The sequence below is a fragment of the Actinospica acidithermotolerans genome (genome assembly GCF_018139625.1).
Lineage (GTDB): Bacteria > Actinomycetota > Actinomycetes > Streptomycetales > Catenulisporaceae > Actinospica > Actinospica acidithermotolerans.
In genome coordinates, this window is record NZ_JAGSOH010000023.1 from 1 (window position 1) to 21,116 (window position 21,116).

A 21,116-nucleotide genomic window follows, 5' to 3' on the forward strand; every position below is an offset into this window, starting at 1 on the left:
CATTGAGGGCCTGTCTGTCTTCGGCGTGCGAGTTTGGTCGCTACACACCGAGCCAGAAGGCCCTCACCCATTTCAAGATCCACCGCCAGTGAGCCGTGTCACTAACCTCTGTGGTCAGTACAACTAGCGGACGCACCGACGCACAACGGTGCACCGACGCACCGACGCACCGACGCACAACCGTGCTCGGCCTAGCGCGAACGGCGAAAAGCCGGGTCGGATTGGATCCGACCCGGCTTCGACAAGCTAACCCCGAATGCCTTGAACTGCTGCTGTGTCCCGCGTGAGTTTCGGGGGGCGGCTGAACGGCGTCGACGGGTGCCGACGGCCGCGCACTAGCCGCGCGCCGAGGCCTGACGCTCGACCTTGCCGGCCTTCAGGCAGGAGGTGCAGACCTTCAGACGGGTCGGCGTACCGTTCACGACCGTCTTCACCGGCTGGATGTTCGGGTCGAAGCGCCGCGAGGAGCGACCCTTGATCCGGCGGTGCACAGCGTTCTTACCAAGACGCGAGATCGTCTTGCCGAAAGTGGGCTCCTTGCCACAGATATCGCAACGCCTAGCCATCAGAACATTCTCCACTTCCGGAATACAGAACCGCCACGCAAAGCAATGAGGCGCGCGGAAACACGGCAACAAGGCACCATAGTCTAGCACAGAGCGAGGCAGCCAATTCGCCGACCACTGCGCGCATCGTCGCGATGCCAATCTGGCTTTCGCAATGATACCAGCGCCGCGGGGTCCGACCGGCGCGCCGCCGGCGGCCGCGACCTCGCTGGGCCGGGAGCAGCAGGGACGGTGCGACGTCCGCCCTGCCGCGCTCCAGCTTCGCTCGCCCTCGGCCCCGCCGAGGGCGAGCGCCGGAACGAACGCGTTGATCTCGTCGATTCCCTGAGCCCGCGCGCCGGCTCGAGCGGCATGCGCGCCCGGAGGGCTTTGACGGAGTAGTCCAGATTCGCATCCCTGCGTATCCGACCACGAAGACATCAGAAAAGCCGGATCAGATTTCTCTGATCCGGCTTTCTCCAACGTAGCCCCGACGGGATTCGAACCCGCGCTACCGCCTTGAGAGGGCGGCGTGCTAGGCCGCTACACAACGGGGCCCTAGCGGTGGCTCCGCGGTGTTAGTTCCGCTCGCCAACGGGCTTAACTATAGGCGACGGTGCGCCGTGCGGCCAAATCGATTACCGGAGGGTGGCCCCTGGGCGTCCGGCGAGCGGTCGCCTAGAGTGCGGGCATGGCTGATGCGGCGCGGGTCTGGATCGTGGCGGGGGCGCCGGGCGCGGGGAAGACCACGGTGGCGTCGCTGCTGCTTGCGGCACTGGAGCCGACTCCGGCGCTGCTGGACAAGGACACGGTGTACGGCGGGTTCGTAGCGGCGACGCTGGCCGCCGGCGGCCGGCCGCCTGGCGAGCGCGAGGGCGACTGGTACGACGCGCACATCAAGGCGCACGAGTACGCCGGGCTCACCGCGACGGCGAAGGAGATCCGCGCGCACGGCTGCCCGGTGATGCTCAGCGGGCCGTTCACCGGCCAGATCCGATCGACGGCCCGGTGGACAGCGTGGGTCGAGGCGCTCGGCGGCGATCCGGTGACGCTCGTCTATGTGCGGAGCGACGCGGAGACGCTGCGGTCGCGGCTGCTCTCGCGGGGTAGCTCGCGGGACGCCGGCAAGCTGGAGGCGTTCGACGCGTTCCTCGCGCGCATGACGCCGGATGTGCCGCCGCCGGTGACGCACGTGCTGATCGACAACCGCTCGTCGGCGGCGATGACGCTGCCGGAACAGGTGAGAGCCGTCGCCGCGCTGCCTTGACTTCACCGTGACGATGCTTCAGGGATAACCCGGTGCCGTTTTGGCTAGGCTCCGGTTATGTCGACACCCACCCTCAATGCGAACCCGTTCTTCGCGCCCTCCACCCTCCCCTATCAGCTGCCGCCGTTCGAGTCGATCACGCAGGAGCACTACCGCCCCGCGTTCGAGCGCGGCATGGCGGAGCAGCTCGCCGAGATCGACGCGATCACCTCGTCCGCCGAGGCCCCCGACTTCACGAACACGCTGATCGCCCTCGAACGCAGCGGGCAGGTGCTGCGCCGCGTGGCGGCCGTCTTCTACAACCAGACCTCCTCGGACACGAATCCGGGCGTCCAGGAGATCGAGGCGGAGATCAGCCCGCTGCTGGCCGCGCACGCCGACGCCATCCACCTCAACGGCGCCCTGTTCGGCCGGATCAAGGCGCTGTACGAGGCCCGGGACTCGCTCGCGTACCCCGCCGAGGCCGACGAGGCCGAGTCGCGGCGGCTGGTGGAGAAGTACCACGAGGACTTCGTGCTCGCCGGCGCCGAGCTCTCGTCCGCCGACCAGGACCGGCTGCGCGAGCTCAACGCCGAGCTGGCCACGCTCCAGACCACCTTCCAGCGCAACCTGCTGGCCGACACGAAGGCCCGCGCGCTCGTGCTCGACGACGCGGCGGACCTGGACGGGCTGCCGGCGGACGAGATCGCCGCGGCGGCCGAGAACGGCACGGCGCGCGGCCACGAGGGCAAGTACGTGCTCAGCCTCAAGCTCTACTCCAACCAGAGCGAGCTGGCCTCCCTCAACAACCGGGACGTGCGCCGCCGGCTGCTGGAGGCCTCGCTCGGCCGCGGCTTCTCGGTCAACTCCGAGGTCATCAACAAGATCGTGCGGCTGCGCGCGGAGCGGGCCGCGCTGCTGGGCTTCGAGTCGCACGCGGCGTACGCGGTCGCGGACAAGACCGCGCGCACCGTCGCCAACGTGGAAGAGATGCTCGGCCGCCTCGTGCCGCCGGCCGTCGCGAACGCGCGCCGCGAGGCCGAGGCTCTGCGCGCGGTCAACGGCGGGGCCGAGATCGCCGCGTGGGACTGGCAGTTCTACTCGGAGAAGGTCCGCAAGGCCGAGTACGACATCGACTCCGCCGCGCTCCGGCCGTACTTCGAGCTGGAGAGCGTGCTGCACGACGGGATCTTCTTCGCGGCGAACCAGGTCTTCGGCCTCTCCTTCACCGCGCGGCCCGACCTGCGCGCCTACCATCCGGACGCGAGCGTGTTCGAGGTCTTCAACGAGGACGGCAGCGGGCTCGGCCTGTTCCTGTTCGACCCGTACGCGCGCGAGTCCAAGCGCGGGGGCGCCTGGATGGACAGCCTGGTCGACCAGTCCGGCCTGTTCGGCACGAAGCCGGTCGTCATGAACAACCTGAACATCGCCAAGCCGCCGGCCGGCGAGCCGACGCTGCTGACCTTCGACGAGACCAGGACCGCGTTCCACGAGTTCGGGCACGCGCTACACGGCCTGTTCTCGAATGTGGGCTACCCCTACTTCAGCGGCACCCGGGTGCCGCGCGACTTCGTCGAGTACCCCTCGCAGGTCAACGAGATGTGGCAGGACTGGCCGGAGGTGCTGGCGAACTACGCCAAGCACTACCGCACCGGCGAGCCCATCCCGGCGCCACTCGTCGAGAAGCTGGCGGCGGCGCAGCAGTTCGGCGAGGGCTTCCGCACGGTCGAATACCTCGGGGCGACGCTGCTGGACTGGGCCTGGCACAAGCTGTCCGCGGGCGAGGACCCGGGCGAGGACCTCGCCGCCTTCGAGGCGACCGCGCTGGAGAAGGCGGGCCTCGCCCTGCCGGAGATCCCGCCGCGCTACCGGACCGCCTACTTCGCGCACGTCTTCAGCAGCGACTACAGCGCGGGCTACTACTCGTACATCTGGTCCGAGGTGCTGGACGCGGACTCCGTCGAGTGGTTCAAGGAGAACGGCGGCATGACCCGCGCGAACGGCGACCACTTCCGGGCCACGCTGCTCTCCCGGGGCGGCAGCGTGGACGCGATGCAGGCCTTCGCCGACTTCCGCGGCCGGGCGCCGGAGATCGAGCCGCTGCTGATTCGCAGAGGCCTGACGGCGCAGGGCTAGAAGGCGGGCGGCCGCAGGACCAGCCGACGGATGCCGACGGGCTCGGCGGCCGCAGTCCGATCCACACGCGGCGCAGTTCCATCCACGCGGCGCCGTTCCATCCACGCGCGACGCAGTTCCATCCACGCGCGGACGGCTCAGCTGACCGCGCAGGTGCCGACGTCGGCGCCGCCGGGGGACGCGGTCCCGGTGGCGCCGGCGCTCGCGGTGCTGCCCGCCGTGCCGGCCGCCGTGCCGGCCGAGCCGGCGCCGGTGCTCTCGCCGTTCGCCGCCAGCATCTCGAGCTCCATCACGCTCTCGAGCTGCCGAAGTGCCGCCGCGGACGTCGTCGTTCCCGAGGTGGCCGACTTCAATGCCGCGGCCGGCGAGGTGGTGGCGGCGCCGGTCGGGTCCGTCTCGTCGATCAGGCTCGTCCACAGGTTCGTGGCGGCCGGCTCGCTCCAGATGACGCGGTTGGTGTCCTGCGGGTACGGCTCGTTCGGGACCGTCACGTAGGTGATCTTGCCGCTGGGGATCTCGTTCAGCGTCTGGGTGAGGTTGTAGAGGTCGGTCACGGTGCCCAGGCCGGGATCGGTGGTGATGGACTGGGTCGCCGCGTCGAGCACCTTGTAGAGCTTGACCGGATCGGTGAGCAGCCCCGCCGAACGCACCTGCTGCTCCAGCTGGTCCAGGAAGTACTGCTGGCGCTTGATCCGCTCCAGGTCCGAGCCGTCTCCGACGCTGTGCCGCAGCCGGACGAACGCGAGCGCCTGCTTGCCGGTGAGCGTCGTGGTGCCGGCCGGGATGTCCAGCCCCGAGTCCGCGTCGTCGATCGCCTGCGTGACGCAGACCTTCACGCCGCCGAGGGCGTCGACGACGCCGACCACGCCCTCGAAATCGATCGCGATGTAGTGGGTGAGGGTCAGGCCGGTCAGCGATTCGACGGTCTTGACCGTGCACGGGGCGCCGCCCTCGGTGAAGGCGCTGTTGAACATCCCGAAGTTGGCGGCGACCGTGACCCCGCTGGTGGCCGTGCTCGCGCAGTCCGGGATCTGCACCATCGAGTCGCGCGGGATGGAGACCTCGGTGCCCCGGCGGCGGTCGGCCGGGGCGTCGAAGACCATCGTGGTGTCCGAGCGCGCGCCGGTCACGGCTCCCCCGCCGAGCGTCTGGTTGCCGCCGGCGCGCGAGTCGGAGCCGATGAACAGGATCTCCTGCTTGCCGTTCATCGAGGAGGGCTTGAGCCGCGCGTTCTCGGTCTTGATGTTCCCGTTCAGGTGCCGCCAGACCACCGCGACGCCGACCACCCCGAGGACGATCACCGCGGCGAGCGCGCTGCTTCCCCAGACGAGCAGCTTCTTGCGCAGCGACCACTTCTCGCGGCCGGCTGCGCGCCGCCCGCCCGGCCCGGTCGGCCACCGCGGCCCGTTCTGCTCCATGAATCCGATGTTCGGGCAGAAGGGGGTCCGGGCGCGCCCCGGAAAAGCCAAATGGGCGTATCGCTTTTCAGCGATACGCCCGAAGCTGGGGTACCAGGACTCGAACCTAGAACAACAGAGCCAGAATCTGCCGTGTTGCCAATTACACCATACCCCACTGGTGTTGCAGGCCAGCCGGTTTCCCGGGCGGCGCCGCGAGGACAACTATAGCGGTCACCGCCCGGGGGCCCAAATCAGTTAGTCCCCCGGGGTTCACCCGGCGGTGTTCAGGCGGCCGGGGTCACGCGGCGGCCCGGGCCCGGGCGTCGGCGGCGCGCAGCCGGGCGAGGGTGCGCTCCCGGCCGAGCAGCTCGAGCGACTCGAACAGCGGCGGGGAGACGCGGCGGCCGGTGACGGCCACCCGGACCGGGGTGAAGGCGTTCTTCGGCTTCAGGCCCAGGCCCTCGATCAGCGCGGTGCGCAGCGCCTCGTCGATCGCGGCCGCGGTCCACTCGGGCAGCGCGTCCAGCGCGGCGAAGGCGGCGGTCAGCGTGGGCCACGCGTCGGCGGTGAGCACCTTCGCCGCGTCGTCCTCGTTCAGCGCGAAGGCGTGCCGGGCGTCCGAGCCGTCGCCGGTGTAGAGGAAGCCGAGCATGCCGATCGCCTCGGAGAGCACCGTCATGCGCTCCTGGACCAGCGGGACGGCGGCGAGCAGCGTGCGCCACTCCTCCTCGTTCGCGAGGTGTCCGTCGGTGCCGCCGAGAAGCAGGCCCTCGCGGTCCAGGAAGGGCAGGATCCGCTTGGCCAGGTCCTCGGTCTCCAGCGCGCGCAGGTGCACGGCGTTGATCGCCTCGCACTTCTTCAGGTCGAAGCGCGCCGGGTTGGCCGAGACGCGGGTGCCGTCGAAGGCCGCGACCAGCTCGTCGAGGGAGAAGATCTCCTCGTCGTTGCCGAGCGACCAGCCGAGCAGCGCCAGGTAGTTGACCAGGCCCTCGGGCAGGTAGCCGGTGCGCGGGTAGAAGCTGAAGCTCGCCTCCGGGTCGCGCTTGGACAGCTTCTTGTTGCCCTCGCCCATCACGAACGGCAGGTGGCCGAACTCCGGGACGCCCTTGGACAGGCCGAGCTCGACCAGCGCCTCGTGCAGCGGGATCTGCCGCGGGGTCGAGGAGAGCAGGTCCTCGCCGCGCAGCACGTGCGTGATCCCCATCAGCGCGTCGTCGGTCGGGTTGGTCAGCGTGTAGAGCGGCGAGCCGTCAGCGCGCAGCAGCGGGTAGTCGGGCACGTTGACGGACTCGAAGGAGATCGCGCCGCGCACCAGGTCGTCCCAGCTGATCGTGCGGTTCTCCGGCATCCGGAAGCGCACCACGTGCGTGCGGCCCTCGGCCTCGTACGCGGCGATCTGCTCCGCCGTCAGATTCCGGCAGGTGCCCTCGTATCCGGGCGCGCGCTTTTCCGCCTTCGCCTTCTCGCGGGCGGCCTCGAGCTCCTCGGCGGTGCAGTAGCAGGGGTACGCCTTGCCGGCCTCGAGCAGCTTGGCGGCCGTGTCCGCGTAGATCTCGCCGCGCTCGGACTGCCGGTAGGGGCCGAACTCGCCGCCGACCTCGGGGCCCTCGTCCCACTCGATCCCGGTCCACCGCAGGGTGTTGAGGATCGCCTGGTAGGACTCCTCGGTGTTGCGCGCCGCGTCGGTGTCCTCGATCCGCAGCACCAGCTTGCCGCCGTAGTGCCGGGCGAAGGCGTAGTTGAACAGCGCCGAGCGGACCATGCCCACGTGCGGGTCGCCGGTCGGGGACGGCGGGAACCGGACCCGGACGCTGTTGTCGAGCTTCGAGGTGTCGATAGTCACTGTCTTCTGCTGCCTTCTACCGCTTCACGATCCGGTTCGTCAGGGTTCCGATGCCCTCGATGCTGACCGAGACCCGGTCGCCGACCTGCATCGGGCCGACGCCCGCCGGCGTGCCGGTCAGGATGACGTCGCCGGGCAGCAGCGTCAGCGCCTCGGAGATGAACGCGACGATCTCCTCGATGCCGCGCATCATCTGGCTGGTGCGCCCGGCCTGCCTGAGCTCGTCGTTGACCGTGCAGGTCACGGCGAGGTCGGCCGGGTCGATCTCGGTCTCGATCCACGGCCCGAGCGGGCACGAGGTGTCGAAGCCCTTGGCGCGGGCCCACTGGCCCTCGGCCCGCTGCGCGTCGCGGGCGGTGACGTCGTTGGCGCAGGTGTAGCCGAGGACGACCTCCGTGACCCGCTCACGCGGGACCTGGCTGCACAGCCGGCCGATCACGATCGCGAGCTCCGCCTCGTGCTGCACGTCCTGCGAGAACGTCGGGTAGGCGATCGTCTCGTTCGGGCCGATCACGCTGGTGGACGGCTTGAGGAAGGTCAGCGGGACGGCCGGGACCTCGTTGCCCATCTCCTTCGCGTGATCGGCGTAGTTGCGGCCGACCGCGACGATCTTGCTGGGCAGCACCGGGGCCAGCAGCCGGACGTCCGCGAGCGGCCAGACCCGACCGGTCGTACGCGGCTCGGGCGTGAACGGGTGCCCCTCGAGCTCGGCGATCACCATCGCCTCGGGCTGTTCCACGTCGCCCTCGACCAGGCCGAAGCGGACCGCTCCGGCGTCTGCGGCGCTGTCAGGTAGGGAGAATCTCGCGATACGCACGGAGCCAAGTCTAGGTGCTGCCGAGCCTGGTCAGCGCGCCGGTTTCGGCCCGGTCAGCCCTCCAGCTTCAGCAGGCCGTAGGTGACGGCCTCGACGATGGCGTTCCAGCTCGCCGCGACGATGTTCTCCTGCACGCCGACCGTCGCCCACTCGTCGCGGCCGTCGGTCGTGGTGACCAGGACGCGGGTGCGCGAGCTGCTGCCGTGGTCGCCCTCCAGGATGCGGACCTTGTAGTCCCGCAGCTCCAGCTCGGCGAGCTCGGGGTAGATCTGCCCGATCGCGTTGCGCAGCGCGGTGTCCAGCGCGTTGACCGGTCCGTTGCCCTCGCCGACGGAGATGATCCGCTCGCCCCTGGCGTGCAGCTTCACGGTCGCCTCGCTCATGTGGCTGCCGTCCTGCCGCTGCTCGACGATGACCCGCCAGCTCTCGACGTCGAAGAAGCGCTGGCTCTCCTCGCCCTTGAGCTCGTCCAGGATCAGCAGCTCGAAGGAGGCGTCGGCCGCCTCGAAGGAGTGCCCCTGCGCCTCGAGCACCTTGACCTTCTCCGTGATCCGGGACAGCGCGTCCCGGTCCCCGGACAGGTCGTAGCCGAGCTCGCGGCCCTTGAGCTCGATCGAGGCGCGCCCGGCCATCTCGGAGACCAGCATCCGCATGTCGTTGCCGACGACCTCGGGGTCGATGTGCTGGTAGAGCATCGGGTCGGCCTTCACCGCCGACGCGTGGATACCCGCCTTGTGCGCGAACGCCGAGAAGCCGACGTACGGCTGCTTCGTGTGCGGCGCGATGTTGGTGACCTCGGAGATCGCGTGCGCGATCCGGGTCATCTCGGCCAGCGAGTCGTCCGGCACGACGTGCAGGTTCTTCTTGAGCTGCAGGTTCGCGACGATGGTGAAGAGGTTGGCGTTGCCGGTCCGCTCGCCGTACCCGTTCGCCGCGCCCTGCACGTGCGTCGCCCCCGCCTCGATCGCGATAAGCGAGTTCGCGACCGCGCAGCCGGAGTCGTCGTGGCAGTGGATGCCGACGCGCGCCCCGGTCCGCTCGATCACCGTGTGCACGACGTCGCCCAGCTCGCTCGGCAGCATGCCGCCGTTCGTGTCGCACAGCGCGACCAGCGACGCGCCGGCCTCGGCGGCGGTGCGCACGAACTCCAGCGCGTACGCCGGATTGTCCTGGTATCCGTTGAAGAAGTGCTCCGCGTCGACGAATACCCGCCGGCCTTCCGACACCAGGTGCTCGACGGTGTCCCTGACCATCGCCAGGCACTCGTCCAGCGTCGTGCGCAGCGCGAGCTCGACGTGCCGGTCGTGCGCCTTGGCCACCAGCGTGACGACGGGAGCGAGGGAATCGCGCAGGGCGGCGACCTGGGGGTCGTCGGCCGCCGCCAGGTCGGCCCGGCGGGTCATGCCGAACGCGGCCAGCTGCGCGTGCTTCAGGTCGAGCTCGGTCCGAGCCCGCTCGAAGAACTCGGTGTCCTTGGGGATCGCCCCCGGCCACCCTCCCTCGATGAACCCGACCCCGAGCCCGTCCAGCTGGCGGGCGATGACGAGCTTGTCCGCCACGGACAGCGCGAGCCCCTCCTGCTGGGCTCCGTCGCGCAGCGTCGTGTCGTAGACGTGGAAGCTGTCGTTCACGGCTGGCACCTCGTTCGCCTTCTTCGGCTGGTATCGGTCAGGGTCGGCGGTCGGCACTGAAATCGCGGCGTAAAACAAGAAAACCCCTCGCGGAGCGCGAGAGGTCTGCACATCGACGGCGGGAGAAGAGGATCAGCGTCTGCTTCAGCCCTGTGCCGATGCGCCCACGGTAATAATGAACCGCCGAGACTGCATGCTCCGCAGTCTGCCACGCCTCCCCCGATCACGGACACCGCGTCTCGCACCGTGAGACGCGCGTGAGGAAGCGGTAACCGTGGGGTGATCGGCGCGCAAGCCTTTTCACCCGGAATGCGACGCCCCCGTCGCTCACTCGTTCGAGCGAAGATTGGATCACCCGATGAGGTGATCGGAATCTGAAAGCTTGTCAGCCGAGGTTTGCGCAGGCCACGCTTGTGTTCGGCAGACAGGATCTATCGCTGGAGTTACCATGACCCTCATGAGCCTTGCTCCGGTTCCAGAGTGGATGTTCCCGCCGGAAGGCGGATTCACCGCGGAAGACCTCGACCACCTCCCCGATCTGCCGCCGCACACGGAACTGATCGACGGGAGCCTCGTCCTCGTGAGCCCGCAAGCTGCTTTTCACGCACTCGTCCTCTTCGTGATGGAGCACGCGCTGCATCACGCCGCGCCGCCGCACCTGCGGGTTCGCCGCGAGATGACGATCACGCTCGACGACGACCAGCGGCCGGAGCCGGACCTCCTGGTCATCCACGCCAACGCGGCGCGCAACCTGCCCCAGACCACGTTCGTTCCCAGCGACGTCGTCCTTGCCGCCGAGGTCGTCTCCCCCGAATCCCGCTCGCGAGACCGCAAGCGCAAGCCGATGCTCTACGCCGAAGCAGGGATCGAGCACTTCTGGCTGATCGAGAACGAGCGGGGAAAGCCCGTTCTCTACACGCACCAAATCAACGATTCCAGCGACGGATACGACCAGACCGGGCGCCACGAGGGGATCGCCAGGCTCGGCGAGCCCTTCCCGGTCGAGATCGACTTCGGCGAGATCGACCGGCTTTGATCCGCCCCGCGCGCGCCGATCCGCGCCGCCGCCGATCTCGTTGATCCTTAGTGATCCTCACTGATCCGGCACGTCGCGCATCGTTCTGAGCGGGGAGAAGAGGACGAACAGGCCGCCGAGGGCGCTGCCGAGGACGCCGATCCAGACGGTGGGGCGGATGCCGATCCAGGTGCCGAGGGCGCCGCCCATCAGGGAGCCGAGCGGGAGGGTGCCCCAGACGATCCAGCGGACGGAGGCGTTCATGCGGCCGAGGAGTTCGGGCGGGCAGATGCGCTGGCGGTAGGAGACCTGGGCGGAGTTGTAGAGCAGGGCGGAGAACGAGAAGACGATGTTGCCCGCGGCGAACAGGAGCGTGCCCCAGCCGGGGGTGGCGAGCGGGATCATCACGACGAGGGGGGCCGGGATCAGGATCGAGGCCCAGATGATCCGTGCGGAGCCGACTCGTCGGGAGAACCAGCCGGCGGTGAGGCCGCCGATGAGGCCGCCTACGGCGCCGAGCGAGAAGAGCAGGCCGACCAGGGCGGCGGAGGCGTGCAGGACGCGGACCAGGTAGACGATCTCGACGGCCTGGACGGCTGAGCTGAAGAGATTGCACATGCCGGTGCAGGCGACGATGCGGCGCAGGATCGGGTGCTTGACGACGAAGTTCAGGCCCTCGTGCATCGCCGCGCGGAAGGTGACGTGCTCGGCTCTCCGCTCGGGCCTGGGCTCGGGGGTGCGGATCATGACGAGCGAGAGGGCGCTTATCGCGAAGGAGACGGCATCGACGGCTACGGCCTTCGCCGCGCCGATCAGGCCGACCAGTGCGCCGCCGACGGACGGTCCCAGGAGGCCGGCGAAGGAGTTGGTGGTGCCCAGCTTGCCGTTGGCGTCCATCAGCTGGTCGCCTTGGACCAGCGCGGGAACGTAGCTCTGATACGCCACGTCGAAGAAGACGCTCAGCGCGCCGCCGAAGAGGGCGACGAGGTAGATCTGCCACAGCGTCACGTGCCAGAGCACCGCGACGACCGGGATGGAGCCGACGAGTGCGGTGCGGGCCAGGTCGCACCACATCATCAGGCCGTGCTTGCGCACCTGGTCTACCAGCACTCCGGCCGGCAGGGTGATCAGCAGGTACGCAAGGTATGTCAAGAATATGATGAGCGAGACCTGGAACGTCGTCGCCTTCAGCACGGAGACGGCGAGCAGCGGCAGCGCGAGCGCGGTGACCGCGCTGCCCATGTCGCTGACCGTCTGGCCGCCCCAGAGCAGCAGGAAGTCCGCGTGCCGCCAGAGGGATCCGGAACTGCTCGCGGATCCCTCCGCGTCCGTCATCACACCGTCGTCTTCGCCACCGTCGAAAGTCTCAGACAACTGGGTCACATGATGACGTTACCGGGCGGCGGTCTGCCGCGCCGGGACGATCGTGTGCAGCCAGCCGTGCTCGTCGGCCACGTCGCCGTGCTGCACGCCGAGCAGGTGCGCGCGCACCTGCTTGGTGATCTCGCCGGGCTGGCCGTCGCCGATCACGATGCCGCCCTCCGGCGACTTGAAGCCGCCGATCGGGGTGACCACGGCGGCAGTGCCGGAGCCGAAGGCCTCGGTGATGGCGCCGGAGGCGGCGTCCTCGCGCAGCCGGTCGACCGTGATCCGGCCCTCCTCGGCGGGGATGCCGAGGTCCTTCGCGGCCTGCAGCAGCGAGTCGCGGGTGATGCCGGGGAGCAGGGAGCCGGACAGCTCGGGGGTGAAAAGCCTCGCGTCCGCGCCGCTGCCGTAGACGAAGAAGACGTTGTTGGAGCCCATCTCCTCGATGTACCGGCGCTCGATCGCGTCCAGCCAGCACACCTGGTCGCAGCCCTCGGCCACGGCCTGGGCCTGGGCCAGGAAGGAGGCGGCGTAGTTGCCGCCGCACTTGGCCTCGCCGGTGCCGCCGGGCGCGGCGCGCACGAAGTCGGTGCTCAGCCACGCGGTGACCGGCTTGCCCACGCCGCTGAAGTAGGCGCCGGCGGGCCCGGCGATCAGCATGAACAGGTACTCGGCCGCCGGGCGGTTCACGCCCAGGCCGACCTCCGTGGAGAACATGAAGGGGCGCAGGTAGAGGGACTTCTCCGGGTCCTCGGGCACCCACGCCTCGTCCTGGGTGACCAGGGCGTCGATCGCGCCGACGAACAGCTCCTCGGGCAGCTCCGGCATGGCCATCCGGCGCGCGGAGCGGGCCATCCGCTGGGCGTTGGCCTCCGGGCGGAAGCAGGCGATGGAGCCGTCGGTCTGCCGATAGGCCTTCAGGCCTTCGAAGATCTCCTGGCCGTAGTGCAGCACGGAGGTGGCCGGGTCGAGCTGGATCGGGCCGTACGGCCGCAGTTCGGCCGAGTGCCAGCCGCGTCCCTCGGTGTACTCGATGGTGACCATGTGGTCGGTGAAGTACTGGCCGAACTTGGGGTCGGCGAGGATGGCGCTGCGCTCGGCCGCGCTCAGCGGCTCGGTGGTCGGCTTGAGCTCGATGTTCACGGTCATCGCGGTAATCCCTCTATGTCGGGCCGGAGCTGGGGTGATGCTGCTGCTCGGTGACGGCCCGACCCGCGGGGAACCCGGGTGGCGCGGGATGTGGGACCGTCACACTAGTTTTTCTCGCCTAGTGAGACGGTAACCCACAACGCGCTACCGTCTCACCCCGCTACTCGTACGCGGATGGCGTCGCCGATCTCCGAGGTGCTGCGCGCGGCCGCGCCCTCGCGCTCGATCAGGTCGGCGCCGACGGCGGCCTCGATCCTGGCGGCGGCCTCGGCGTGGCCGAGGTGGGCGAGCAGCAGCGCCGCGGAGAGGATCGCGGCGGTCGGGTCGGCCTTGCCGGTGCCCGCGATGTCCGGGGCCGAGCCGTGCACGGGCTCGAACATGGACGGGAAGGTGCGGGCCGGGTTGACGTTCCCGGAGGCGGCCAGTCCGATGCCGCCGGTGACGGCCGCGGCCAGGTCGGTGAGGATGTCGCCGAAGAGGTTGTCGGTGACGATCACGTCGAAGCGCTCGGGCTGCGTGCTCAGGAAGATGGTGGCCGCGTCCACGTGCATGTAGTCGGTCGTGACCTCGGGATACTCGGTCGCGACCGCGTTGAAGATGCGGGTCCACAGGTGCCCTGCGAAGACCAGCACGTTGTTCTTGTGCACGAGCGTGAGCTTGCGCCGCGGCCGGGCCTTGGCGCGCTCGAAGGCGTCGCGCACCACGCGCTCGATGCCGTAGGCGGTGTTGACCGAGACCTCGGTGGCGATCTCCTGGTCGGTGCCGGTGCGCATGGTGCCGCCGTTGCCGGCGTACGGACCCTCGGTGCCCTCGCGCACGACGATGAAGTCGATCACGGGTTCAGTGGACGCAGCGTCGCTCGAACCGGACCCGCTGTCGTTGGGGGACCGTTCAGCTCGCGAGCGCAGCGGGCCGGTGGTGCCGGGCCACAGCTTCGACGGGCGCAGGTTCACGTAGTGGTCGAACGCGAAGCGCAGCTTGAGCAGCATCCCCCGCTCGATCAGGCCGGACGGGATGCGCTTGTCGCCGGGGGCCGCGCCGACCGCGCCGAACAGGATCGCGTCGTGCGCCTTGAGCCTCTCGAGGGTCTCCTCGGACAGGGCCTCGCCGGTGGCCAGCCAGTGCTCGGCGCCGAGCTTGTACTCGGTGGTCTCGAGCTTGACGTCTTCCGGGAGGACCGCGGCCAGGACCTTGAGGGCCTCGGCGGTGACCTCCGGGCCGATCCCGTCGCCGCCGATGACGGCGAGGTCGATCAGCTTACTGCGGACTTCGGTGTCGCTGGGCATGCCCGGTAGGGTACTGCCGTCTCAAATCCGCGCAGAACCTCGTCCGCATCGCGAGACTCGGGCGCGGACTCGTCGCGCCAGTCGTAGGCCTGCTGCAGGGCGAAGCGCGCGGCGGCCTTCGCCTCGGAATCCTGGGTGCTTCGACGGTGGTACATGATTCGTGTTCCGTCCCTCGCGCAACGATCGGGTCTGGGTACGGACACTCGGGCTTGTGGCCTGCGAGCGGTTTCCGGCCGGCCGGGTTGTCGCCGTTACTCGGAAGTCCTAGTAATCGAACGGTACCCCGATGCGGGCGGACTTGTCTCGTTTTTCTTCGGACTTCCTACCATCTGAGACGCGGACGTCCCCCGGTCGAACCCGACCGGGGGACGTCTGGCGGTTCTGGAGCTGCGGGGATCAGTCGCCGAGGTCGGCGGTGCGGGCCCAGCTCGCGCCGATGGACTCGGTGATGCCGCCGAGCAGGTCGGCCGAGACCTTGGAGTCGACGGTGAGGGCGACCAGCGCCTCGCCGCCGCGCGCGTTCCGGGAGACCTGCATGCCGGCGATGTTCACGCCCGCCTCGCCGAGGATCCGGCCGAGGGTGCCGATCACGCCGGGGCGGTCGGCGTAGCGGAAGAAGACGGTGTGCTCGTCCAGGCCGACGTCCACGGTGAAGCCGTTGACGTCGACGATCCGGTGCACCTGGTTCTTGCCGGAGACGGTGCCGGAGACCTCGACGATCTCGCCGCTGGCCAGGGTGCCGCGCACGGTGACCAGGTTGCGGTAGTCCGGGGACTCGGAGGTGGTGGTCAGCCGCACCTCGAGGCCGCGCTCCTGGGCCAGGTACGGGGCGTTGACGAAGGAGACCGGGCTCTCGGTGATGTCCGCGAACACGCCTTTGAGCGCGGAGAGCTCGAGCACCTTCACGTCGTGCTGGGTGATCTCGCCGGCCACGACCACGTCGAGCTGCTGCGCGGCGCCGCCGGCCAGGTGCGTGAACAGCCGGCCCAGCTTCTCGGCGAGCGGCACGCCCGGGCGCACGTCCTCGGCGATGATGCCGCCCTGGATGTTGACCGCGTCCGGAACCAGCTCGCCGCCGAGCGCCTGGCGCACCGAGCGGGCCACCGACACGCCCGCCTTCTCCTGCGCCTCCTCGGTCGAGGCGCCGAGGTGCGGCGTGACGACGACCTGGTCGAGCGCGAACAGCGGGGAGTCGGTGCACGGCTCCTTGGCGTAGACGTCGATGCCCGCGCCCGCGACCCGTCCCTCGGTGATCGCCGTCGCCAGGGCGGCCTCGTCGACGAGGCCGCCGCGGGCCACGTTGATGATCCGGACGTTCGGCTTGACCTTGCGCAGCGCGTCCTCGCCGATCAGGCCGAGGGTCTCCGGGGTCTTCGGCATGTGCACGGTGATGAAGTCGGACTGCGCGAGCAGATCGTCCAGCGAGACCAGCTGGGCGCCGATCTGCGCCGCCTTGCCCGCCTGCACGAACGGGTCGTACGCGACCAGCTTCACGCCGAAGGGCAGCAGCCGGGCCGCGACCAGGGCGCCGATCCGGCCCAGGCCGACGATGCCGACCGTCTTGCCGTCGAGCTCCACGCCGCTGTACTTGCTGCGGGCCCACTTGCCGCCCTTGAGCGCGGCGCTGGCGCTCGCGACGTTGCGGGCGCTGGCCAGGATGTGCGCGACGGTGAGCTCGGCGGCCGAGGTGATGTTCGAGGTGGGCGCGTTGACCACCATGACGCCGGCCCGCGTGGCGGCGGCGATGTCCACATTGTCCAGGCCGACGCCCGCGCGGGCGATCACCTTGAGCTTCTTGGCGGAATCGATGGCCTCGGCGTCGACCTGGGTCGCGGAGCGCACCAGGATCGCGTCGGCCTCCTCGATCGCGGGCAGCAGGGCCTCGCGATCGGCTCCGTCGCAGTAGCGCACTTCGAAGTCGGGGCCGAGTGCGGCCACGGTCGCGGGGCTGAGTTCTTCGGCGATGAGCACAACGGGTTTGCCTGACACAGCGATCTCCGGTCGTCCGTCGGTGAGGGGGGATAACGGATGCGCGCCCGGGTCCACGACGCTGTGGTCCTGGCATACGTGGATCACACGGACGGTCGGCGAATGTTAACGTCGCGTGTCTTCCTGCCGTACAGGTGCCATGGTACAGATTCGCCGGGCGGACGCCAGGACCTCTTTCGACAGGTGGACAAGAACGTACAAGAGTCCCGTCCGCCGCGTGCGGACGATGAATGCATGAGCGAACAGACAGCGGCCGACGACGCTGCGCAGCCTATCCGTTTCTACACCAAGATCGCCGTGCTGCTGCGCGAGGACCTGCAAGCCTGGCAGGCGCTGAACGTCTGCGCGTTCCTGATGAGCGGGATCGCGGCGGCCAATCCGGAGACGATCGGCGAACCCTATGCGGACGCGGACGGAAATGCGTATTGCGCCATGTTCCGGCAGCCGGTGGTGGTTCTGGAGGGCAACAAGGAAATCCTCCGGCAGGCGCACGGCCGGGCGCTCGATCGGGAACTCCCGATGGCCATTTACACGGAAAACCTTTTCCTGACCGGAAACGACCGGGACAACCGCGCGGCGGTGGCCGCGGTGCGCCGGGAGGACCTGGATCTGGTCGGCATCGCCGTATACGGCCGGAAGAACGCCGTGGACAAGGTGATGAAGGGCGCGGCGATGCACCGGTAGGAGCTCGGTGGTAAGCCCGGCGGGCGGCTATCGTCGTAGGCATGCGGGCGGCACAGGAGGTCCGGGCTTGGCGGCCGCGCGTGCCGGGCCTGGCCGAGGCCCTGCACGCGCGGTTCATCGACCACGTCTACCCGATGCACACGCACGCGACCTGGACGCTGATCATCCTGGACTCCGGCGGCATCAAGTACGACCTGGACGTGCACGAGCACGGCTCGCTCGGCCAGACCGTGACGCTGCTGCCGCCGCACGTCGCGCACAGCGGGAGCTCGATCCGGCCCGAGGGCTTCCGCAAGCGCGTGCTGTACCTGGACGAGTCGTATCTGAGCGAGAGGCTGATCGGCCACGCCGTCGACCACCCCGTCCTGGTGGACGAGCTGCTGCGCGACCGGATCAGCAGGCTGCACGAGTCGCTGGTGTCGCCGGGCCGGGAGTTCGAGGCGGAGAGCCGGCTGGCGCTGATAGCCGACCGGCTCGCCGGCCATCTGCGGGGGACGGCCGACCTGCTCCCGCACAGCCGGGACCCGCGTCTCGCCTGGGATCTCAGGGACCTGATCGACGGGCGGCTTCCGGCGGATCTCTCGCTGGAGGAGGCCTCCCGGATCCTGCACGCGGATCCGGCGTACCTCGTCCGGGTGTTCAGCCGCCAGTTCGGCCTCGGCCCGCATCAGTACCTGACGGGCCGCCGGGTCGATCTGGCGCGCCGGCTGCTGCTGGCCGGGATGCCGGCCGCGGAGGTCGCCACCGCCGCCGGCTTCTACGACCAGTCACACCTGACCCGGCACTTCAAGCGCTTCCTGGCCACCACGCCCGCCCGCTTCGCGGCGAGCGGGCGCGGCGAGGCTCACAGCACGTCCTGAACCCGGGCGAAGTGGCACGCCGCCGGATGCCGGTCGCCGAGGCCGCGCGGCACCAGCGGAGGCTCCTCGTTGACGCAGCGGCCCTGGTCGGCCTCGGAGAGGGTGAGGAACAGCGGGCACCGGGTGCGGAACCGGCAGCCGGAGGGAGGGTTGGCCGGGGACGGCACGTCGCCCTGGATGAGGATCCGCTCGCGCTCGCGCTCCCGGCGCGGGTCCGGGATCGGGATCGCCGAGATCAGCGCCTGCGTGTACGGGTGCAGCGGACGCTCGAACAGCTCGTCGGTCGGCGCCACCTCGACGATCTTGCCGAGGTACATGACCGCGACCCGGTCGGCGATGTGCCGCACGACGGACAGGTCGTGCGCCACGAACAGGTAGGCGAGGCCCAGCTCGTCCTGCAGGTCCTCCAGCAGGTTGATGACGCCGGCCTGGATCGAGACGTCGAGCGCCGAGACCGGCTCGTCGAGCACCAGCACCTTCGGCTTGAGCGCGAGTGCGCGGGCGATGCCGATGCGCTGGCGCTGGCCGCCGGAGAACTCGTGCGGGAAACGATTGCCGTGCTCGGGGTTCAGGCCCACCCGCTGCATCAGGTCGCTGACCGTCTTCCGGCCGTCGCGGCCGTAGAGCCCGTGGATCTTCAGCGGCTCGGCGATGATCTCGCTGACCGTGATGCGCGGGTTCAGGCTCGCGTACGGGTCCTGGAACACGAGCTGCATGTCCCGGCGCATCCGGCGCACCTTCTCCTTGCCCAGCTTGGTCAGGTCCTGGCCCTCGAACAGCACCTCGCCGCTCGTCGCGGGCTGCAGGTGCAGGATCGCGCGGCTGGTGGTGGTCTTGCCGCAGCCGGACTCGCCGACCAGGCCGAGCGTCTCGCCGCGGTGCAGGTCGAAGGAGACGCCGCTGACGGCGTGCACGGCGCCGACGACCCGCCGGACCAGGCCGCGGGAGCGGATCGGGAACTCCTTGACCAGGTCGCGCACGGACAGGATCGGCTCGCTCTTGTCGACGGCGTGGCCGGGGCGGTCCTGTTGCGTCGTCATCGAAGCTCATCCTCCGAACCGTCGTCCTCCAGCGGCGGCTCGACGAGGCCGGGCCCCGAGCCGAAGTCGGCGGGCAGCTCCGCGTCGCTCGCGGAGGTGGCGAACAGGTCCGCCGGGTCGTGCCGGGCGACCTGCTCCTTGAAATGGCAGGCGCTCAGGTGGATGCGCAGGCCCGCGGCGGTGAACCCGCTGCCGTCGACCGGCTCCAGGTCCGGCTCGCGGGCCTGGCAGACCGCCGCGGCCAGCGGGCAGCGCGGCGTGAACGGGCAGCCCGGCGGCAGGTTGACGAGCGAGGGCGGCGAGCCGTGGATCGGCGTCAGCCGCTGCTGGTCGCGCTTGTCGAGCCGGGGCAGCGAGCCGAGCAGGCCGAGCGTGTAGGGCATCCGCGGGTTGTAGTAGATGTCCTCGACGGTGCCGATCTCGACCGGCTTGCCGGCGTACATCACCAGCACCCGGTCCGCCTGGCCGGCGACGACGCCGAGGTCGTGGGTGATCAGCACCATCGCCGCGCCGGTCTCCCGCTGCGCGGCGCGCAGCGATTCGAGCACCTGCGCCTGCACGGTCACGTCCAGGGCGGTGGTCGGCTCGTCCGCGATGATCACGTCCGGGTTGTTGGCCATCGCGATCGCGATCACCACGCGCTGGCGCATACCGCCGGAGAACTCGTGCGGGTACTGCTCGACGCGGCGGTCCGGCTGCGGGATGTTGACCATCTCCAGCAGCTCGATCGCCCGCTTGTTCGCCGCCTGCTTGCTCACGTCGTTGTGCGCGAGCACGGCCTCGGCGAGCTGGAAGCCGATCTTGTAGACCGGGTTGAGCGAGGTCATCGGGTCCTGGAAGATCATCGCGATCTTGCTGCCGCGGACCCGGGTCATCTCCTTGTCCGTCAGGCCGAGCAGCTCCTCGTCGCGGAACCTGACCGAGCCGGAGGTCCGCGCCGTCTTCGGCAGCAGGCCCATCACCGCCATCGAGGTGACGGACTTGCCGGAGCCCGACTCGCCCACGATGCCGAGCACCTCGCCCGGCCGCAGGTCGTAGGACACCCCGCGCACCGCGTGCACCACGCCGTCGCCGGTCGGGAAGTCGACGGTCAGGTCCCGCACCGAGAGCACGGTGTCGGTCGTCGTCGCGGACTGCGTCATCAGGCACGCACCCTCTGCTGGCTCGGGTCGAACGCATCGCGCAGGCCGTCGCCGATGAAGTTGACGGACAGGCAGATGAGGATGATCATGATGCCCGGAAAGTAGAACAGCCACCACTGGCCGCCCTGCAGCGCCGTCTGCGCCGAGGCGATCAGCGTGCCGAGCGAGGTGTCCGGCGCCTGCACACCGAAGCCCAGGTAGGACAGCGAGGACTCGGTCAGGATCGCGAGCGCCACCAGGATCGTGACCACGACGATCACCTGGCCGATGACGTTCGGCAGGATGTGCCGGAAGATGATCCGGCTGTCCTTCGCGCCGAGCGCGCGGGCCGCCTCCACGTATTCCTTCTCGCGCAGCGAGAGCGTCTGCCCGCGCACGATCCGGGACACGGCCGGCCAGGACAGGCCGGCGATGACCAGCGCGAGGGCCCACCAGCCGGCGGACTGGAAGTGGTGGCCGAGCAGGGCGCCCGCGGCGATGATCGGGATGGTCAGCACGAGGTCGACGAAGCGCATCATCGCCGAGTCGGCGATGCCGCGGTAGTAGCCCGCGATCGCGCCCCAGACGGTGCCGACGATGGTGGCCAGGATCGCCACCGTGAAGGCGATCTCCAGCGAGCGCTGCGTGCCGCGCATCACCCGGGCGAACTCGTCGTAGCCGAGGTTGTCGGTGCCGAAGGGGTGCCGGGCCGAGGGCGACACCGAGTTGTCCGGGGTGATGTCCGTGTAGCTGTAGTGCCACAGGGCGCCGCCGACGAAGGCCAGCAGGACGATCGCGACCAGAACGAAAACGCTGACCACGGCCAGCTTGTGCTGCAGGAACCGGCGCACCACCAGCTGGGTCTGGGTGCGCGCCTTGACGGTGAACTCGCGCTCGATCTGACCGGCGGACGGGGTGAGGTTGCCGGTGGTCTGCGTGTTCTCGGAGGGCAGATCATGCATGTCGGATCACCTCGCAGGTCGCAGCGT

General features: G+C 69.7%; 17 protein-coding genes and 2 tRNA genes. 5 read left to right on the forward strand and 14 right to left on the reverse strand.

Going from position 1 to position 21,116, the window contains the following annotated elements; all coding sequences use genetic code 11:
• Positions 1–335: 335 nt before the first annotated feature.
• Together rpmB and KDK95_RS10785 are read right to left on the reverse strand one after the other, a co-directional pair.
• Positions 336–566, reverse strand: a complete 231-nt coding sequence (gene rpmB / locus KDK95_RS10780) for a 50S ribosomal protein L28 (RefSeq protein WP_212517997.1) — start codon at positions 564–566, stop codon at positions 336–338.
• Between the two features lie 464 nt (positions 567–1,030).
• Positions 1,031–1,103: transfer RNA gene (locus tag KDK95_RS10785), tRNA-Glu, on the reverse strand.
• A gap of 133 nt (positions 1,104–1,236) precedes the next feature.
• Between KDK95_RS10785 and KDK95_RS10790 the strand changes: the two genes are divergently transcribed.
• Together KDK95_RS10790 and KDK95_RS10795 are read left to right on the forward strand one after the other, a co-directional pair.
• Positions 1,237–1,812 carry a P-loop nucleotide/nucleoside kinase family protein gene (locus KDK95_RS10790; protein ID WP_212517941.1) on the forward strand — a complete coding sequence of 192 codons (576 nt, stop codon included), beginning with the start codon at positions 1,237–1,239 and terminating at the stop codon, positions 1,810–1,812.
• 57 nt (positions 1,813–1,869) lie between these two features.
• Positions 1,870–3,927 (forward strand): M3 family metallopeptidase, encoded by a 2,058-nt coding sequence (locus tag KDK95_RS10795; RefSeq protein WP_212517942.1) that lies wholly within the window; start codon positions 1,870–1,872, stop codon positions 3,925–3,927.
• Between the two features lie 137 nt (positions 3,928–4,064).
• On the opposite strand, the gene KDK95_RS10800 is transcribed toward KDK95_RS10795, so the two are convergent.
• From KDK95_RS10800 to cimA, 5 genes are all read right to left on the reverse strand, one after another.
• Entirely contained in the window at positions 4,065–5,345 is a 1,281-nt protein-coding gene (locus KDK95_RS10800) for an LCP family protein (RefSeq protein ID WP_212517943.1), read from the reverse strand.
• Between the two features lie 85 nt (positions 5,346–5,430).
• Positions 5,431–5,502 (reverse strand) — tRNA-Gln (locus KDK95_RS10805).
• A gap of 123 nt (positions 5,503–5,625) precedes the next feature.
• Positions 5,626–7,164 carry a glutamate--tRNA ligase gene (gltX, locus tag KDK95_RS10810; protein ID WP_212517998.1) on the reverse strand — a complete coding sequence of 513 codons (1,539 nt, stop codon included), beginning with the start codon at positions 7,162–7,164 and terminating at the stop codon, positions 5,626–5,628.
• Between the two features lie 22 nt (positions 7,165–7,186).
• Positions 7,187–7,987 (reverse strand): fumarylacetoacetate hydrolase family protein, encoded by an 801-nt coding sequence (locus KDK95_RS10815; RefSeq protein WP_212517944.1) that lies wholly within the window; start codon positions 7,985–7,987, stop codon positions 7,187–7,189.
• 53 nt (positions 7,988–8,040) lie between these two features.
• Positions 8,041–9,729 carry a citramalate synthase gene (gene cimA / locus KDK95_RS10820; protein WP_372463303.1) on the reverse strand — a complete coding sequence of 563 codons (1,689 nt, stop codon included), beginning with the start codon at positions 9,727–9,729 and terminating at the stop codon, positions 8,041–8,043.
• Between the two features lie 346 nt (positions 9,730–10,075).
• On the opposite strand from cimA, the gene KDK95_RS10825 reads away from it, so the two are divergent.
• Positions 10,076–10,654 carry a Uma2 family endonuclease gene (locus tag KDK95_RS10825; RefSeq protein ID WP_212517946.1) on the forward strand — a complete coding sequence of 193 codons (579 nt, stop codon included), beginning with the start codon at positions 10,076–10,078 and terminating at the stop codon, positions 10,652–10,654.
• 57 nt (positions 10,655–10,711) lie between these two features.
• Here the strand turns inward: KDK95_RS10825 and KDK95_RS10830 are convergent, their stop codons facing one another.
• From KDK95_RS10830 to serA, 4 genes are all read right to left on the reverse strand, one after another.
• Entirely contained in the window at positions 10,712–11,968 is a 1,257-nt protein-coding gene (locus KDK95_RS10830) for an MFS transporter (protein ID WP_212517947.1), read from the reverse strand.
• Positions 11,969–12,025: 57 nt separating this feature from the next.
• Complete coding sequence (locus KDK95_RS10835; RefSeq protein WP_212517948.1) at positions 12,026–13,147, reverse strand: branched-chain amino acid aminotransferase; 1,122 nt, start codon at positions 13,145–13,147, stop codon at positions 12,026–12,028.
• Between the two features lie 152 nt (positions 13,148–13,299).
• Positions 13,300–14,433, reverse strand: a complete 1,134-nt coding sequence (locus tag KDK95_RS10840; RefSeq protein ID WP_212517949.1) for a 3-isopropylmalate dehydrogenase — start codon at positions 14,431–14,433, stop codon at positions 13,300–13,302.
• Positions 14,434–14,829: 396 nt separating this feature from the next.
• The gene (serA, locus tag KDK95_RS10845; protein WP_307844306.1) at positions 14,830–16,422 is read right to left on the reverse strand and encodes a phosphoglycerate dehydrogenase; all 1,593 of its coding nucleotides are present in this window, start codon (positions 16,420–16,422) and stop codon (positions 14,830–14,832) included.
• A 234-nt stretch (positions 16,423–16,656) separates the two neighbouring features.
• On the opposite strand from serA, the gene KDK95_RS10850 reads away from it, so the two are divergent.
• Positions 16,657–17,106, forward strand: a complete 450-nt coding sequence (locus KDK95_RS10850) for a DUF2000 domain-containing protein (protein ID WP_212517950.1) — start codon at positions 16,657–16,659, stop codon at positions 17,104–17,106.
• Between the two features lie 41 nt (positions 17,107–17,147).
• A complete protein-coding gene (locus KDK95_RS10855) occupies positions 17,148–17,966 on the forward strand; it encodes an AraC family transcriptional regulator (RefSeq protein WP_212517951.1) in 819 nt (272 codons plus the stop codon).
• Here the strand turns inward: KDK95_RS10855 and KDK95_RS10860 are convergent.
• The 3 genes from KDK95_RS10860 to KDK95_RS10870 are packed head-to-tail and all read right to left on the reverse strand — an operon-like array spanning position 17,951 to position 21,089.
• The gene (locus KDK95_RS10860) at positions 17,951–19,006 is read right to left on the reverse strand and encodes an ABC transporter ATP-binding protein (RefSeq protein ID WP_212517952.1); all 1,056 of its coding nucleotides are present in this window, start codon (positions 19,004–19,006) and stop codon (positions 17,951–17,953) included. The genes KDK95_RS10855 and KDK95_RS10860 overlap by 16 nt on opposite strands.
• On the reverse strand, positions 19,003–20,148 hold the full coding sequence (locus tag KDK95_RS10865) for an ABC transporter ATP-binding protein (RefSeq protein WP_249160889.1): 1,146 nt from the start codon (positions 20,146–20,148) through the stop codon (positions 19,003–19,005). The genes KDK95_RS10860 and KDK95_RS10865 overlap by 4 nt, the downstream gene beginning before the upstream one ends.
• A complete protein-coding gene (locus tag KDK95_RS10870; protein WP_212517953.1) occupies positions 20,148–21,089 on the reverse strand; it encodes an ABC transporter permease in 942 nt (313 codons plus the stop codon). Before KDK95_RS10870 ends, KDK95_RS10865 begins: the two co-directional genes overlap by 1 nt.
• Positions 21,090–21,116: the final 27 nt, after the last annotated feature.